15 protein-coding genes are annotated in these 15,985 nt (G+C 57.6%); 9 read left to right on the top strand and 6 right to left on the bottom strand.

What is annotated here, in order from left to right; translation table 11 throughout:
* Window positions 1-86: 86 nt before the first annotated feature.
* Window positions 87-1,505 (bottom strand): glutamine synthetase family protein, encoded by a 1,419-nt coding sequence (locus ACVCAM_RS12555; protein ID WP_407223297.1) that lies wholly within the window; start codon window positions 1,503-1,505, stop codon window positions 87-89.
* Window positions 1,506-1,719: 214 nt separating this feature from the next.
* Between ACVCAM_RS12555 and puuD the strand changes: the two genes are divergently transcribed.
* From puuD to ACVCAM_RS12515, 8 genes are all read left to right on the top strand, one after another.
* Window positions 1,720-2,484: a gamma-glutamyl-gamma-aminobutyrate hydrolase gene (gene puuD, locus ACVCAM_RS12550; RefSeq protein WP_023292584.1), complete on the top strand. Its 765-nt coding sequence runs from the start codon at window positions 1,720-1,722 to the stop codon at window positions 2,482-2,484.
* Between the two features lie 25 nt (window positions 2,485-2,509).
* Window positions 2,510-3,067: an HTH-type transcriptional regulator PuuR gene (gene puuR, locus ACVCAM_RS12545; RefSeq protein ID WP_008502454.1), complete on the top strand. Its 558-nt coding sequence runs from the start codon at window positions 2,510-2,512 to the stop codon at window positions 3,065-3,067.
* A 157-nt stretch (window positions 3,068-3,224) separates the two neighbouring features.
* Entirely contained in the window at window positions 3,225-4,718 is a 1,494-nt protein-coding gene (gene puuC, locus ACVCAM_RS12540; protein WP_407223296.1) for an aldehyde dehydrogenase PuuC, read from the top strand.
* Window positions 4,715-5,995, top strand: coding sequence for an NAD(P)/FAD-dependent oxidoreductase (locus tag ACVCAM_RS12535; protein ID WP_063453735.1), 1,281 nt, complete (start codon window positions 4,715-4,717; stop codon window positions 5,993-5,995). The genes puuC and ACVCAM_RS12535 overlap by 4 nt, the downstream gene beginning before the upstream one ends.
* Before the next feature lie 25 nt (window positions 5,996-6,020).
* Window positions 6,021-7,292, top strand: a complete 1,272-nt coding sequence (puuE, locus tag ACVCAM_RS12530) for a 4-aminobutyrate transaminase (protein ID WP_063435702.1) — start codon at window positions 6,021-6,023, stop codon at window positions 7,290-7,292.
* Window positions 7,293-7,442: 150 nt separating this feature from the next.
* Window positions 7,443-8,930 (top strand): carboxypeptidase M32, encoded by a 1,488-nt coding sequence (locus tag ACVCAM_RS12525; RefSeq protein ID WP_407223295.1) that lies wholly within the window; start codon window positions 7,443-7,445, stop codon window positions 8,928-8,930.
* 230 nt (window positions 8,931-9,160) lie between these two features.
* Window positions 9,161-9,535, top strand: coding sequence for an acid resistance repetitive basic protein Asr (asr, locus tag ACVCAM_RS12520; protein ID WP_021241183.1), 375 nt, complete (start codon window positions 9,161-9,163; stop codon window positions 9,533-9,535).
* 279 nt (window positions 9,536-9,814) lie between these two features.
* The gene (locus tag ACVCAM_RS12515; protein WP_008502460.1) at window positions 9,815-10,636 is read left to right on the top strand and encodes a trypsin-like serine peptidase; all 822 of its coding nucleotides are present in this window, start codon (window positions 9,815-9,817) and stop codon (window positions 10,634-10,636) included.
* A 1-nt stretch (window position 10,637) separates the two neighbouring features.
* Here the strand turns inward: ACVCAM_RS12515 and ACVCAM_RS12510 are convergent, their stop codons facing one another.
* From ACVCAM_RS12510 to ACVCAM_RS12495, 4 genes are all read right to left on the bottom strand, one after another.
* Window positions 10,638-12,800, bottom strand: a complete 2,163-nt coding sequence (locus ACVCAM_RS12510) for a bifunctional diguanylate cyclase/phosphodiesterase (RefSeq protein WP_059365127.1) — start codon at window positions 12,798-12,800, stop codon at window positions 10,638-10,640.
* A gap of 84 nt (window positions 12,801-12,884) precedes the next feature.
* Window positions 12,885-13,214 (bottom strand): multidrug/spermidine efflux SMR transporter subunit MdtI, encoded by a 330-nt coding sequence (mdtI, locus tag ACVCAM_RS12505; RefSeq protein WP_008502462.1) that lies wholly within the window; start codon window positions 13,212-13,214, stop codon window positions 12,885-12,887.
* A complete protein-coding gene (gene mdtJ, locus ACVCAM_RS12500; protein WP_008502463.1) occupies window positions 13,201-13,563 on the bottom strand; it encodes a multidrug/spermidine efflux SMR transporter subunit MdtJ in 363 nt (120 codons plus the stop codon). Before mdtJ ends, mdtI begins: the two co-directional genes overlap by 14 nt.
* Window positions 13,564-13,680: 117 nt before the next feature.
* Complete coding sequence (locus ACVCAM_RS12495) at window positions 13,681-13,851, bottom strand: protein YdgV (protein ID WP_085930315.1); 171 nt, start codon at window positions 13,849-13,851, stop codon at window positions 13,681-13,683.
* A 133-nt stretch (window positions 13,852-13,984) separates the two neighbouring features.
* Here ACVCAM_RS12495 and ACVCAM_RS12490 point away from each other — a divergent pair, with 133 nt between their 5' ends.
* Entirely contained in the window at window positions 13,985-15,019 is a 1,035-nt protein-coding gene (locus tag ACVCAM_RS12490; RefSeq protein WP_023617736.1) for an AI-2E family transporter, read from the top strand.
* Between the two features lie 3 nt (window positions 15,020-15,022).
* Here the strand turns inward: ACVCAM_RS12490 and ACVCAM_RS12485 are convergent, their stop codons facing one another.
* Window positions 15,023-15,970, bottom strand: coding sequence for a zinc-dependent alcohol dehydrogenase family protein (locus ACVCAM_RS12485; protein WP_407223294.1), 948 nt, complete (start codon window positions 15,968-15,970; stop codon window positions 15,023-15,025).
* Window positions 15,971-15,985 lie beyond the last annotated feature (15 nt).

Raw genomic sequence — 15,985 nt, 5'->3', positions numbered from 1 at the left:
CAGCGAACAGTTAGGCCAGGCTCCGCGCAGGCCGTTTGGTGATACGTGTCAGATGAAACAAAGCGGCCCCTTACCGGGGCACGTCATCAGGCGTTTTTCAGCATCCACTCAATTTCCGTTTCGGTAATCAGGCGTTCAAACTGCAGCAATTCATCGTTTTTGCAGGCGTGATAGACGTGGCAGAAACGTTCGCCCAGCCGCTCGCGAAGGCTATCGTTTTGCATAAATTCCCACAGCGCATCGCTCTGACGAATCGGGAACGGCAGTCCGTCCTGCTCCAGACCGTTGCCTTCCACTTCTTCCTGCAGGGGTAAATCGTTATCCAGCCCATGTAAAATGCCGGCAAAAATCGCCGCCATCACCAGATACGGATTCGCGTCAGCGCCCGCCACCCGGTACTCGACCCGATGGTTATGGCGATCGCCGCAGGGGATACGCAGGGCAACGGTGCGATTATTGTGTGCCCATGACGCCTGCGTCGGCACGTACATCCCCGGCTGGAAACGGCGGTAGGAGTTGACGTTCGGTGCCAGCAGCGCCATGGACGCAGGCATCAGGTCAATCATCCCGGCCAGCGCGCGTTTCAGCAGCGCGGAATCCTCGCCGTTGGCGTCTGCGAGCACGTTTTCGCCTCGATTGTTTTGCATGCTGATGTGGATATGCATCCCGCTGCCCGCATGTTCTTCATACGGCTTTGCCATAAACGTGGCGTGCATCTTATATTTTTCCGCCATCTGCCTGACGAGACGTTTAAGCGCCAGCGCATCATCGCAGGCGTCGAGCACGTTTTCCGTATGGTGCAGGTTTATCTCAAACTGGCCCGGGGAGGCCTCAGCCACTGCCCCGTCGGCGGGGATCAGCTGCAGCTGCGCCAGTTCGTCAATGTCGTTCAGCACGTCAGCAAAATGGTTAAGATTATCAACCGAGTAGACCTGACTCTGCGTGTTACGCACGTCGGTCCCCGGCGCGCAGGGTGGCTGCAGATAGCCGTCGGCATCGCGTTTACGGTCAAGTAAATAGAACTCCAGCTCTACCGCTACCACGGGGAACAGGCCGCGCTGGCGCAGCTGCTGCCAGAGTCGGTTGAGTACGTTCCGCGGCTCAACGTCAAAGGGAGCGCCATCTTCATCGACCATGGTGAGCTGCACCTGACCAATGTATTCCGGGTCGGCGGCGGACGGCGTCAGGGTGCCCGGCACCGGCACGCAGATACAGTCCGGCTCGCCGAGCTCCTGCCCCAGACCCGCCTCTTCCACGACGTTACCTAAAATGTCCATGGCGAAAACCGATGCCGGGAAATAGCAGCCTTTTTCAAGCTTGCTCAGTCCGGCAACCGGGATGCGCTTGCCGCGAAAACAGCCGTTCAGGTCGGTCAGGAGGACATCAATAAACTGGGTGTCAGGATACTTTTCTAAATAGCGCTTCACTTCCTGCGTAAAGGCGCTGCCCCGCCTCTCATCCGTGTGCTGCACAAAGTTCTCAACTTCTACGATATTGGTTTCCATGATTTACCACCGTTTTTGGGATTTGCGTTCGCTGCTCTGGACTGTCAAATATAATGTCCACCCTATCGAATCTGTATGCAAATAAATTGTTTGTCAAATGTTAAATTAAGTTTGCAAAAGGCAGATCCCGTTGCTAGATTGAGAAAATATTGAACGAAAAGGCCGTTTATCAGGCGAAAATGGCCTAAATTTAGTCCACTTTGTGAGGGCGATCATGGAAAATATAATGAACAAGCCAGTTATTGGCGTGGTGATGTGTAGAAACAGGCTTAAGGGTCATGAGACCCAGACCCTGCAAGAAAAGTACCTGAATGCCATTATTAACGCGGGGGGTTTACCAATTGCCTTACCGCATGCGCTGGCAGAGCCAGAGCTGCTCACCGCTCTGCTGCCCACCCTGGACGGGATTTACCTGCCGGGCAGCCCAAGTAACGTGCAGCCGCACCTTTATGGTGAAAACGGCGATGAGCCTGACGCCGATCCCGGGCGAGATCTTCTGAGTATGGCGCTGATTGCCGCCGCGCTCGAAAGGCGCATCCCCATTTTCGCCATCTGCCGGGGGCTGCAGGAACTCGTTGTTGCGACGGGGGGGACGCTGTATCGCCGCCTGTTCGAGCAGAACGACCTGCTCGAGCACCGGGAAGATCCTGAACTGCCGGTTGAGCTACAATACGCCCCGTCTCATGAAGTTCAGGTTCAGGAGGGAGGACTGCTGTCTCAATTAATACCAGGCTGTAACACATTTTGGGTAAACTCGTTACACGGGCAAGGTGCACGAACGTTAGGACCACGGCTTCGCGTGGAGGCCCGCTCGACGGATGGGCTGGTCGAGGCGGTCAGCGTTCATGACCACCCTTTTGCCCTCGGCGTGCAATGGCACCCCGAATGGAACAGCAGCGAGTACGCCCTGTCCCGTATGTTGTTTGAAGGTTTTATCACCGCCTGTCAAAGCCACATTGCCGAGAAGCAACGGCTTTGACCACTACCGTAAAGGAAATGCAACTATGAGCGATGACGGACTGGCGCCAGGGAAACGTCTGTCTGAGATCCGCCAGCAACTGGGTCTCTCGCAGCGGCGTGCCGCCGAACTGTCTGGGTTAACACACAGTGCCATCAGCACCATTGAGCAGGACAAAGTCAGTCCTGCTATCAGTACGCTGCAAAAGCTGCTGAAAGTTTATGGGCTGTCGCTCTCGGAATTCTTTTCGGAACCGGAAAAACCTGATGAACCGCAGGTGGTTATTAATCAGGAAGACCTTATCGAAATAGGCAGTCAGGGGGTTTCGATGAAGCTGGTTCATAACGGAAATCCGAACCGTACGCTGGCGATGATTTTTGAAACTTACCAGCCTGGAACCACGACCGGAGAGAGGATCAAACACCAGGGTGAGGAGATCGGTACGATACTGGAAGGTGAAATATTGTTGACCATTAATGGCCAGCAATATCACCTGGTTGCGGGGCAGAGCTATGCCATCAATACCGGCATACCGCACAGCTTCAGCAACACCTCGGCAGGCATCTGCCGCATTATCAGTGCCCACACTCCCACCACGTTCTAATTACCACTCAGTCCCGGCGTAAGCGCGCTTACGCCGGGAAATATAAAAACGATCGCTGTCGGCATTTAACGGGTTAATTCCCGGGATGCCCCACGGCTTCGTATTGCCTGAAACGGCCATGCCTTTATTTATCTGATTGCGAAAGAAAGGAGTGAATATGCATTTTCAGCACCTGACTTACTGGCAGGATAAAGCAAAAAACAGCGCCATTGAGACCCGGTTATTTATTAACGGTGCCTATTGTGACGCCGCCGATAATGCCACGTTTGAAACCGTCAATCCCGCGACCCAGCAGACGCTGGCGAACGTCGCACGGGGCAAGCAGGCGGACGTGGACCGCGCGGTTCAGGCCGCGCGTGCGGTATTTGAGCGCGGTGACTGGTCGCAGGCGTCTCCGGCGCAGCGCAAGGCCGTGCTCAATACGCTCGCCGATTTAATGGAACGTCACGGCGAAGAGCTGGCCTTACTGGAAACGCTGGACACCGGTAAACCCATCCGCCACAGCCTGCGCGACGATATTCCCGGCGCGGCACGCGCCATTCGCTGGTACGCCGAAGCGGCGGATAAAGTCTACGGCGAAGTGGCGCCTACGGGTCCGGGCGAGCTGGCGATGATCGTGCGCGAGCCCATCGGAGTTGTCGCGGCCATCGTCCCCTGGAACTTCCCACTGCTGCTGGCCTGCTGGAAGCTGGGCCCGGCGCTGATCGCGGGCAACAGCGTGGTATTGAAACCATCGGAGAAATCACCGCTCACCGCCCTGCGGCTGGCCGGACTGGCGAAAGAGGCGGGCCTGCCTGACGGCGTGCTGAACGTGATAAGCGGTTACGGCCACGAAGCGGGCCAGGCGCTGGCATTGCATCCGGAGGTCGAGGTGCTGACGTTTACCGGCTCTACCCGTACCGGCAAGCAGCTGTTGAAGGACGCGGGAGAAAGCAACATGAAGCGCGTCTGGCTGGAGGCGGGCGGCAAAAGCGCCAACATTATCTTTGCCGACTGTCCGGACCTGGACAAGGCCGTGAGCGCGACCGCCGCCGGGATTTTTTATAACCAGGGGCAAGTCTGTATCGCCGGCACCCGCCTGCTGCTCGAAGACAGCATCGCTGATGACTTCCTGGCAAGGCTGAAGGCGCAGGCCCGCCACTGGCAGCCGGGCGATCCGCTCGACCCCGACAGCACGATGGGGATGCTCATCGACGCCGCGCACGCCGATACCGTCCACACGTTTATTCGCGAGGGAACCCGGAAAGGTACGCTGCTGCTGGACGGGCGGGAACAATCGTGGCCTTCCGCAGTCGGTCCAACCATTTTCGTCGACATCGACCCTGCCTCCCCGCTGTGCCGGGAAGAGATTTTCGGGCCGGTGCTGGTCGTCACCCGTTTTAAAACCGAAGAGGACGCCTTAACGCTGGCCAACGACAGTGAATATGGGCTTGGCGCGGCGGTATGGACCCGCGATCTCTCCCGCGCGCACCGCATGAGCCGCCGCCTGAAAGCCGGCTCGGTCTTCGTCAATAACTATAACGACGGTGATATGACCGTCCCCTTTGGCGGCTATAAGCAGAGCGGCAACGGTCGCGATAAGTCCCTGCACGCGCTGGAAAAATTTACCGAACTGAAAACCATCTGGATTGCCCTGGAGCCTCAATCATGACCGAACATACCACCAGCTACTACGCGGCCAGCGCGAACGCTTACGAACCTTTCCCGACGCTTAACGAATCGATCAGCTGTGACGTGTGCGTGGTGGGCGGCGGCTATACCGGCCTCTCCTCCGCGCTGCATCTCGCCGAAATGGGCTACGACGTGGTGCTCCTTGAAGGGGCGCGCATCGGCTTCGGCGCCAGCGGACGCAACGGCGGCCAGCTGGTTAACTCCTACAGCCGCGACATCGACGTGATTGAGAAAAACTACGGCCCCGATGCTGCCAGAGCCCTCGGGAGCATGATGTTTGAAGGCGGGGAGATCATCCGGGAGCGTATCCAGCGCTATCAGATCCAGTGCGACTATCGTCCCGGCGGGCTGTTTGTGGCGCTTAACCATAAGCAGCTGGAGACGCTGGAGGAGCAAAAAGCCAACTGGGAACGCTACGGCAACACGCAGCTGGAGTTGCTGGACGCCAGCGCCATCCGCCGGGAAGTCGACAGCGAACGCTATACCGGCGCGCTGCTGGATCGCAGCGGGGGGCACATTCATCCGCTGAACCTGGCGATCGGCGAAGCGGACGCCATTCGCCTGAACGGTGGGCGGGTGTATGAACAGTCCCCGGTGACCGCCATTCAGCACACCAGCCCGGCCGTGGTGAGCACGCAGCATGGTCAGGTGACGGCCCGCTACGTGATCGTCGCCGGGAATGCTTATCTGGGCGATAAGATCGAACCGGAGCTGGCAAAACGCAGCATGCCCTGCGGCACCCAGGTGGTGACCACCGCCCCGCTGCCGGAAGAGGTCGCCCGCTCGCTGATCCCCAATAACTACTGCGTGGAAGATTGTAACTACCTGCTGGATTACTACCGTCTCACCGCCGACAACCGCCTGCTGTACGGCGGTGGCGTCGTCTATGGCGCGCGCGACCCGGACGATGTCGAGCGCCTGGTGATGCCAAAGCTGCTGAAAACTTTCCCTCAGCTGGCAGGCGTCAAAATCGACTACCGCTGGACGGGCAACTTCCTGCTGACCCTGTCGCGTATGCCGCAGTTTGGTCGTCTGGATAAAAACATCTATTACATGCAGGGCTACAGCGGCCATGGCGTGACCTGCACCCACCTGGCCGGACGGCTGATCTCGGAACTGTTGCGCGGTGACGCTGAGCGCTTTGATGCGTTTGCCAACCTCCCGCACTACCCCTTCCCGGGCGGCCGCAGCCTGCGGATTCCATTTACGGCGATGGGCGCGGCGTACTACAGCCTGCGCGATCGTCTTGGCGTATGATCGTTTCGACAAAAGGGTATCTGACATGAGTAACCAGGAATTTCATCAGCGCAGACTTTCTGCCACCCCGCGCGGCGTTGGCGTAATGTGTAATTTCTTTGCCCGCTCGGCGGAGAATGCCACGCTCACCGACGTGGAAGGCAACGACTATATTGATTTCGCCGCCGGGATCGCGGTACTGAATACCGGCCATCGTCATCCTGAACTGGTGGCCGCAGTGGAAAAACAGCTTCACCAGTTCACCCACACGGCCTACCAGATTGTGCCGTATGAAAGCTACGTTTCATTGGCCGAAAAACTTAACGAGCTGGCCCCGGTGCAGAGCCCGGCCAAAACAGCGTTCTTCACAACGGGCGCGGAAGCGGTGGAAAATGCCATTAAAATCGCCCGGGCCCACACCGGCAGACCGGGCGTGATTGCCTTCGGGGGAGGCTTTCACGGCCGAACCTATATGACCATGGCCTTAACCGGCAAGGTCACGCCTTACAAGCTGGGATTTGGCCCCTTCCCGGGCTCGGTTTATCACGTGCCGTATCCCTCCGAGCTGCACGGCATCACGACGCAGGATGCCATCACGGCGATAGAACGCCTGTTCAAAGCAGATATTGAGGCGAAACAGGTGGCGGCGATTATTTTTGAACCCATTCAGGGTGAAGGCGGATTCAACGTCGCCCCGCCAGAGCTGGTGGCCGCCATCCGCCGTATCTGTGATGAACACGGGATCGTGATGATTGCCGACGAAGTGCAGAGCGGCTTCGCCCGAACGGGGAAACTGTTTGCGATGGAACACTACGCGGACAAACCCGACCTGATGACGATGGCGAAAAGCCTGGCAGGCGGAATGCCGCTGTCCGGCGTGGTGGGCCGCGCCGAAATCATGGACGCGCCGGCTCCCGGCGGCCTGGGGGGCACCTATGCAGGCAACCCGCTTGCGGTGGCCGCCGCGCACGCGGTGCTGAAGATTATCGACAACGAGTCGCTGTGCGCGCGCGCCCGTGAGCTGGGCGATCGGCTGAAAGCCACGCTGGAGGAGATTCAGGGCACCTTCCCTGCGCTCGTGGCGATAAGGGGAAGAGGATCGATGATTGCGGCGGAGTTTTTTGACCCCGAGAGCCGTGAACCGTCGGCCGCCATCGCGCAGGCGATCCAGCAAAAGGCGCTCGCCCAGGGTCTGCTGTTATTGATCTGCGGCCAGTACGGCAACGTGATCCGCTTCCTTTATCCGCTGACCATTCCGGATGCCCAGTTCAACCAGGCGCTGGCGATCCTGCAACAGGTTATGCGCGATAAGTCCTGAGTGCCCACCGAAAACCGTCTCCCGGAATGCCGGGGACGGTTTCAACGGAGGAGATCGGCACAGATTTCCTCCGCGTGGGAAATGTTGGGGAATTGGGTCTGTTTCATTGTATGCTCCCTGAAACACATCCCCGGCATGAGGAAATAAGAATTGCAAAAAATATCAGCCTATCAGTCACTTGTGAAAACCTTCCAGCGTCTCTCCCGCTTCTCGCACCTTACCTCCATCGCCAGCTGGGACATGTTCACCATGATGCCACCCGGCGGCAGCGCCGCACGCGGCGAGGCGCTGGCGGAGATGAGCGTCCTGCAGCACCAGATCCTGACCGATAAAAAAGTCGGCGACCTGTTAGCGGCGGCGGCAGGTGAAGATCTGAATGACGTCGAACAGGCCAACCTGCGCGAAATGACGCGCCACTACCAGCAGGCAACCCTGCTGCCAGAATCGCTGGTGGAAGCCAAATCCCTGGCGGGCAGCAGGTGCGAGCACGCCTGGCGCACGCAGCGTCCCGCCAACGACTGGCAGGGCTTTTCCGCCAACCTGAAAGAGGTGGTCAAACTCAGCCGTGAAGAGGCGCGCCTGCGGGCGGAAGCCAAAGGCTGTACGCCGTACGACGCGCTGCTGGATATTTTTGAGCCCGACATGACCAGCGCCCGTCTGGACGTTCTGTTCGGCGATATGAAATCCTGGCTGCCGGACCTGCTGGCAAACGTCGTGGAAAAGCAGGCTCAGCGCTCGTTTGTTCCTCCTCAGGGGCCTTTCCCGACGGCAACACAGCGTGAGCTGGGCCTGGAAGCCATGAAGATGCTCGGCTTCGATTTTAACGGCGGTCGCCTCGACGTGAGTGCGCACCCGTTCTGCGGCGGCGTGCCGGAAGACGTGCGCATCACCACGCGCTACGACGAGGATGAACTGCTCAGCGCGCTGTTTGGCGTAATCCACGAAACCGGACACGCGCGCTACGAACAAAACCTGCCGCGCGCATGGGCAGGACAGCCGATTGCCCTCGCCCGCTCAACCGCGATCCACGAATCCCAGAGCCTGTTCTTTGAGATGCAGCTGGGACGCAGTGAAGCCTTCCTCAAGCATCTTCTCCCTGCGGTGCACGCCCGCTTTGGCAGCCAGGCGGCGTTCAGCGAAGAGAACTTTATTGCCTGGAACCAGCGCGTGAAGCCGGGCTATATCCGCGTCGATGCGGACGAAGTGAGCTACCCGGCACACGTGGTGCTGCGCTATGAGATTGAGCGCGCGCTGATCAACGGCGAGATAGAAGTGGACGATATCCCTGCCCTGTGGGACGAGAAAATGCAGGCCTGGCTCGGGTTATCCACCAAAGACAACTACCGCAACGGCTGCATGCAGGATATCCACTGGACCGACGGCGGTTTTGGCTACTTCCCATCCTATACGCTGGGGGCCATGTATGCCGCGCAGCTGTTCCATGCGGCCAAAACGGCGCTTCCGGGTCTGCAGGCCTCCATCGCTGAGGGCGATTTTTCCGCACTCTTTGAGTGGCTGCGTCAGAACATCTGGCAGCACGGCAGTCGCTTCAGCACGTCGCAGTTAATCACCCAGGCGACGGGTGAAGATCTGAATATCCGTTACTTCCGCGAGCATCTGAACTCCCGCTATTTGTAATCTGTTTGGCCGGGGATGAGGGACCTCAGGTAAAGAAGTCGTATGTTCCCCCTCACCCCAGCCCGTACACCCTCATGGGAGAGGGAGCCGTCTGTGCAGGACCCCGGCAATGTACATATGGTTACACGCCGATACCAATCACTCACGGAAACCCCGAATTTACAGGGATATAGTTATTTCAACGGCCCCGCAGTGGGGTTAAATGAAAAACCAAATTCGAGGGTATGAACATGAAAAAAGTATTAGCTCTGGTTGTTGCCGCTGCTATGGGTCTGTCTTCTGCTGCGTTCGCTGCTGAAACCACTGCTGCACCGGCTGCTGCGGCACCTGCTGCAACGACCACCGCGGCGCCAGCAAAAACTGTCCATCACAAGAAACATCATAAAGCCGCTAAACCGGCTGCAGAGCAAAAAGCCCAGGCCGCTAAAAAGCACCACAAAAAAGCGACCAAACCAGCTGCAGAGCAGAAAGCCCAGGCTGCTAAAAAGCACCACAAAAAAGCGACCAAACCGGCTGTAGAGCAGAAAGCCCAGGCTGCTAAAAAGCATCACAAAAAAGCAGTAAAACACGAAGCTGCTAAACCAGCTGCACAGCCAGCTGCGTAAGAGTACAAGCTAAACCGTGCCCTTCGGGGCACGTTGGTAAACCGGCGCTGAACCGGAACAGGTTCCGCGCCGTTTTTTTTATCCGGAGGGCGTATGCTGCGGCGCTATCGGTTTGAGCTGATTCTGATCCTGCTTATTTTATGCGCGCTCATCGCCAGCCATTTTTATCTTTCCTGAATGTAGCACGCTGATTTTACTCCCACTTTAGCGCTGTCCCGTCTATAGTATTTTCATAGGGTTCACTTTTAATAATCATAATTACCCCCACCAGAGTGAGATATGCGTAAATCTGTTGTGTTGTTACTGGGAACGTTTGGTCTTTTTTCTGGATTCTCACATGCGGATGATGGCGGTGATGACACCATTAGCGCGAAAGAGCTAAAGACGCTTTTTTTCAATCATGACGACCGTACGCGCGTCGCCGATCCCACCCAGGCGCCCTGGGATGCTATAGGTCAACTGGAAACCGCCAGCGGTAACTTATGTACTGCGACGCTGATCACCCCTCAGCTTGCCCTGACGGCAGGCCACTGTCTGTTAACGCCGCCAAACGGCAAGCCGGATAAAGCGGTGGCCTTGCGGTTTGTGTCGCAAAAAGGGACCTGGCGCTATGAAATACACGGCATTGAAGGCCGGGTCGATCCGTCTCTCGGCAAACGGCTGAAACCGGATGGTGACGGCTGGATCGTGCCACCGGCGGCCGCCTCATGGGACTTTGGCCTGATCGTTTTACGCTACCCCCCTTCCGGCATTACGCCGCTGCCGTTATTTGACGGCGATAAAGACGCACTCACCGCCGCGCTGAAAGCCGCCGACCGGAAGGTGACGCAGTCCGGCTATCCTGTCGACCATCTGGATACCCTTTACACCCACACCGACTGTATTGTGACGGGCTGGGCGCAAACCAGCGTACTCTCGCACCAGTGTGATACGTTGCCGGGCGACAGTGGTTCACCGCTGATGCTGAAAACAGATAACGGCTGGCAGTTGATTGGCGTGCAGAGCTCTGCACCGGCGGCGAAAGATCGCTGGCGGGCCGATAACCGGGCCTTGTCCGTGACCGGCTTTCGCGACAAGCTGGAAGCGCTGGCGCAGCAGTAAATCAGCATCGTCTGACCTGATGTAATGCCCTGATTGACTCAATCGGCATCGGCTGGCTGAACCAGAAACCCTGCAGTTGATCGCAGCCAGCCAGCCGCAGCAGTTTCATTTGTCTTTCGGTTTCGACCCCTTCGGCGACCACCGCCATCCCCAGCGCGTTGGCGATCCGCACCGTGCCGCTCACCAGCGCGGCCGCCTGTTCATCGTGGTCCACCAGCCCGGCCAGCGATTTATCAATCTTGATGGTGTCGAAGTTAAAACGCCGCAAATAGCCAATGCTGGAATAGCCGGTGCCAAAGTCGTCCAGCGCCACCGCGGTGCCCAGCGCTTTAAGATTGGCTATCGCCATGCGGGCACGCTCCGGGTTTTCGAGCACATAAGACTCCGTGACCTCCAGCTGCAGTCGGTTGGCAGGAAAATGGGTGGTTTCCAGCACGCTGGCCACTTTGTCTTCGAAGGCGGGATCGCGGAATTGTGCGGGAGAAATGTTAACGGAAAGCGTTAAGTCACCGTATGGCTGGAGGTCCTGACAGGCGCGCTGCAGCACAAACTGGCCCAGTTTGTAAATCAGACCGCTGGTCTCCGCGATGGCGATGAAGGTATCCGGGCCCAGCGGCCCTTCCGGGCGACGCGGCCAGCGGACTAACGCTTCGACGCTGCTCATTTTCTGGCTGCGGGCGTCAATAATCGGCTGATACCAGACCTCAAACTCATCGCGCTCCAGACCGTTACGAATCTGATTTTCAATCGCCAGCTTGCGCTCACGGGCGCTGTTCAGCTCGGCGTCGTAGTGGGTGATACGCCCTTTCCCGCTCATTTTGGCATGGTACATGGCAATATCGGCGCGACGAAACAGCTCGGAACTGGTGCATTCAATCAGGGTTCCGCTGGCGATCCCGATACTGGCCCCGATATGGATGGTGCGTTCCCCCAGCTGAATCGGGGTGGAGAGAGAATCCAGCACCGACACGGCAAAAGCGGTGGCCTGTGTCTCTGCCTTATCACCGCCGATTGTCATGGCAAACTCATCCCCGCCCATACGCGCCAGCATTCCCCCCGGCGGCACCCGTTCACTCAGCGTTTTCGCAATCGCCACGATGAGATCGTCACCCACGCTGTGGCCGTAGATGTCATTCACGTCCTTAAAGCCATCCAGATCGATAAACACCACGCTTTTGACGTCGATATCTCCGCGTAAGCTCACCCGATCCAGCGCCTCGATGAGCGCTCGCCGGTTCGGCAGATGGCTTAGCCAGTCCGTTCTGGCCACAAGACGTGCCTGGCTTTCTCCTCGCGCAAGCTTGTACAGCCCCACGCTGCTCACCAGAATAAAGAGCAGGATCAGGGCCGATGCCAGCACGACAATCTGGGTGATATCAGAGGATGCCGCCCGGGCGGCCTGCGCTCCCGGAAGCCGTGCCTGCCAGTTAAGATAGCCCAGCAGCTCCCCTGCCGAACTGCGCAGCGGCATACTCAGCTCGTTAATTTTATCCGGCGTAAAGTGCAGGTTATCGATCTGAAAGGTCGACCCCAGGTCGGATAAAATTCTGGCGTTCAGATGACGGGTGATTACCAGATAGCGGCGCGTTCCGTCGGTAACCTGTAATCTTCCGACCATCGGGCGAATCAGCCCAATGCCCACAAAGGCGACGCCGCTTCGCGTTTTGCTGATCCCGGCATAGATATTTTTATCGCCTGATAAGGCGCGCGCGTGCTGAGCAATAAGCGCCTTCAGCCCCTTACCGAAAAAATCGAGATTCGTCTCCTGAAATGGCTGACTTTGAAACGATCCCCAGATGACGTTGAAATGCTCATCAAGCACGAAGGTGCCATCATAGAGGTTGTTGATTTTAAAGCCGGCGCCCCAGGTGTTATACAACCAGTTGGTATCGAGCGTGGGACGGTAGGCCTCCCGCACCGCATCGTCCCAGACGGCGTTATCCAGCACCAGCGAGGAGACGCGGTTGACCGATGTCTGAATGGCCCCCTGTACGGAAAGCGCCGCGCGGTGTTCATCAATTTCATTGGTTTTGGTGCTGATAAGATGCAGGGAAAGATAGAGGAGTGCGACGACGGAGATGATTAAGCCGATGCCCGCCATAAAGACCATGGCAAACAACGTTCTCGCGGTGGGAATATTGCGCCAGCTTAATGTGCGATACATCCGCCATCCTCTTCAGGGTTTTGCTTTTCTAAGCGTAATACAGGCAGCGAATTTCGCTGCCTGTAAAGGATGGCTTAATGACCGTCAGGCGAGTTTTATCATAATCATACCGGCAAGCAGCAAGATGAGTCCCATCCAGCCCTTGTTATTTAAACGCTGACCGAAGAGCACCCAGCCTGCGGCCAGCGTGGCGGCGATACCAAAACCGCCCCACAGCGCATAGGCCACCGACAGGTCAATCCCTTTTACCGCCTGGGACAGCGCGCTGAACGCGCCCAGAACCGCAGCAATCGACATCAGGCCGTAGAGCTTACGGCGAAAACCATCGGAGAATTTCAGCAGGACGTTCGCCAGAATTTCCAGCACGATGGCGAACCCCAGCCAGGCCGCATGAACCCACTCAAACTGTTGCATGGTTCTGCTCCTTCTGCACTTTAGACGGCTTACGGGTACCTGATTTAATCAGCACAATACCCGCGACCAGCGTCGTTAATCCGGCGACCTTCATTGTTGTTAATGTTTCGTCAAATATCAGCACGCTGAACAGCGTAATCAACAAAATACCGATCCCTTCCCACAGGGCATACGCGACGCCCAGCGCAATTTTTTTCACCGCAAATGAGAGGAAAATATAAGAAAGCGAAATCATCACCAGCATCAAAATAAAACCAGTATTGCCATCGCTGACGCTTGCCCACTTCATCGACAGCGTGCCGGTAATTTCAGCAATAATAGCCAGTGCTAATAAAATCCAGTAAAACATGTTTTTCTCCTGCTTGAGAATATAATCCATCGTGGCCCGCTGCGTGCAGCAAACCCAAAAATACGAATTGAAATCAGTCAGCTAAGCGCTTAGCGCCAGCTCAGGCAGAAGAAATGACTAGAGTGCGGTGCGCCAGTGTTGCTCACCAGAAAGCAGGCAGAAAGAGGTGGAGTATACAGCAGTATTGTTTGAAGAGTACGTCCTGAACATATTGTCCATAAAATTACAATTATCCGCGTTGTTGCTTCTCGTCTTTGCGGATGAAAATTGTCCTCGGTAGTTAAACACACCGAATTTGTACCATAAGCCAGGATTTTACTCAAAGTCTTTGCAATTCTTTACCCACCCCGTTTGATTTTGGTTAGTTTATTGCAACGCCTTTCGCCTTTATTATAAAAATAACGAAAATTGCGGAGTCACCATGGCTAAACCCATCATTACCCTGAACGGGTTAAAAATTGTCATCATGCTGGGCATGCTGGTGATCATATTGACAGGCGTGCGCTTTGCCGCCGACATTATTGTGCCCTTTATTCTGGCCCTGTTTATTGCGGTGATCCTCAACCCGCTGGTGCAGCGCATGACGCGGCTGCGCATCCCACGCGTGCTGGCCATCACGCTGCTTATCAGCATCATAATTGTGGCGATGGTGCTGCTGGTCGCTTATCTGGGCACCTCGCTCAATGAACTGGCGCGAACGCTGCCGAAATATCGCTCTTCGCTGGCGATCCCCCTCCTGCAGCTGGAGCCCTGGCTGCAGCGCGCGGGGATCGAAGTCTCGGTTGAGGAACTCCTGAAATATATCGACCCCAATGCGGCGATGACGATCGTCACCAGCCTGCTGACGCAGCTTTCCAACGCCATGACCTCCATTTTCCTGCTGTTCTTAACGGTGGTGTTCATGCTGCTGGAGGTGCCCCAGCTGCCGGCAAAGCTGCAGCAGATCATGGTCCGTCCGGTTGAAGGAATGGGGGCGATTCAACGCGCGCTGGACAGCGTTTCCCGCTATCTGGTACTGAAAACGGCCATTAGCCTGGTGACGGGCGTTGTCGTCTGGGTGATGCTTCTGGCGCTGGACGTCCGCTTTGCGTTCGTCTGGGGGTTACTGGCGTTTGCGCTTAACTACATTCCCAACATTGGCTCCGTGCTGGCGGCGATCCCCCCTATTCTTCAGGTGCTGGTTTTCAGCGGGCTTTACGACGCGCTGATCCTGCTGGCCGGATACCTGGTCATCAATCTGGTGTTCGGTAACATACTGGAACCGCGCATGATGGGCCGGGGCCTGGGGCTGTCCACGCTGGTGGTCTTTTTGTCCCTGATATTCTGGGGCTGGCTGCTCGGGCCCGTTGGGATGCTGCTCTCCGTTCCGCTCACCATCATCGTCAAGATTGGTCTGGAGCAGACGGCGGGCGGGCAAAGTATCGCCGTGCTGCTGAGCGATATGAGTCATAAATAGCCGTCATTCTGCCATCGACAGGAGGGGCTTGCGGGTCCTTCCACCTTCACGATAAGCGCTGAGCGCCCTTCGCCACTCCGCCAGCGGGTACACCGTAACGTCGCTGTACTGACTGTCGGGCAACCTCAGCCAGATGCGATCGAACTCCGCGCGCCACGCCTCAACGCTGAGCGCATCCAGACCGTTTCGGATATGGAACCACGCCACGCGCGGCGCAGGCCGCCGCTGTGTGAAGGCTTGCCCGGACAGCAGCCCGTAGCACACAAACATGCCCGGCTCGGGCATCACGCTGAGGATCGCTTCCGCAAGCGGCCCGCCGGTGGCATCGTAGACGATATCGCTGCGTGCGGCGACGGTGCCGATTCTGTTTGCGTCATGCTGCGCGACAGGCGTGATCCCCATCGCCTCCAGCCGTTCAGCATGCACGGCGGAACGGTGAATGCCGTACACCGCTTCCGCCCCCGCCTGACGCGCCCACTGCCCCAGCAGGATGGCGCAATCGGATCCCGCAGCCGTGAGCAAGACCCGCTTTCCGCGCGGCGGGTAGCGGGTCAGCATCATCTGCGCCGCCAGCGGGTTGATGTAGGCCCGCGCGGCCAGGCGCGAGTCGACAGCGTCTGGGACGGGTATCGCATACTCTGCCGGGCAGTCCACATAGCGCTGCCAGGTGCCCTGACCGCGCAGCGGCAGGACGCGCTTACCCACCAGATGCTTAAACGAGGCGGGCGCCCCGGTGACAACCCCGACACCTTCATACCCCGCGACGGCGGGTAACGGGGTTCTGTGTCGATAGGCACCGGTGATGGGGATAAGATCGGACGCGTTGACCGGAGAAAACAGCATCCGCACGCGGAGCTGTCCGGGCGCAAGCGCGCCCAGCGGCGCGTTTTCAGGTTGCAGAACAGAATCTGGCTCGCCAAACCGGCGATACCAGAGGGCCAGGTTTTCCATTACGATCTCAAGGCT

The sequence above is a fragment of the Enterobacter sp. CFEC122 genome (assembly GCF_052983755.1).
The sequence above is the reverse complement of the archived record's forward strand: the minus strand, read 5'-3'. Positions and strand labels throughout refer to the sequence as shown.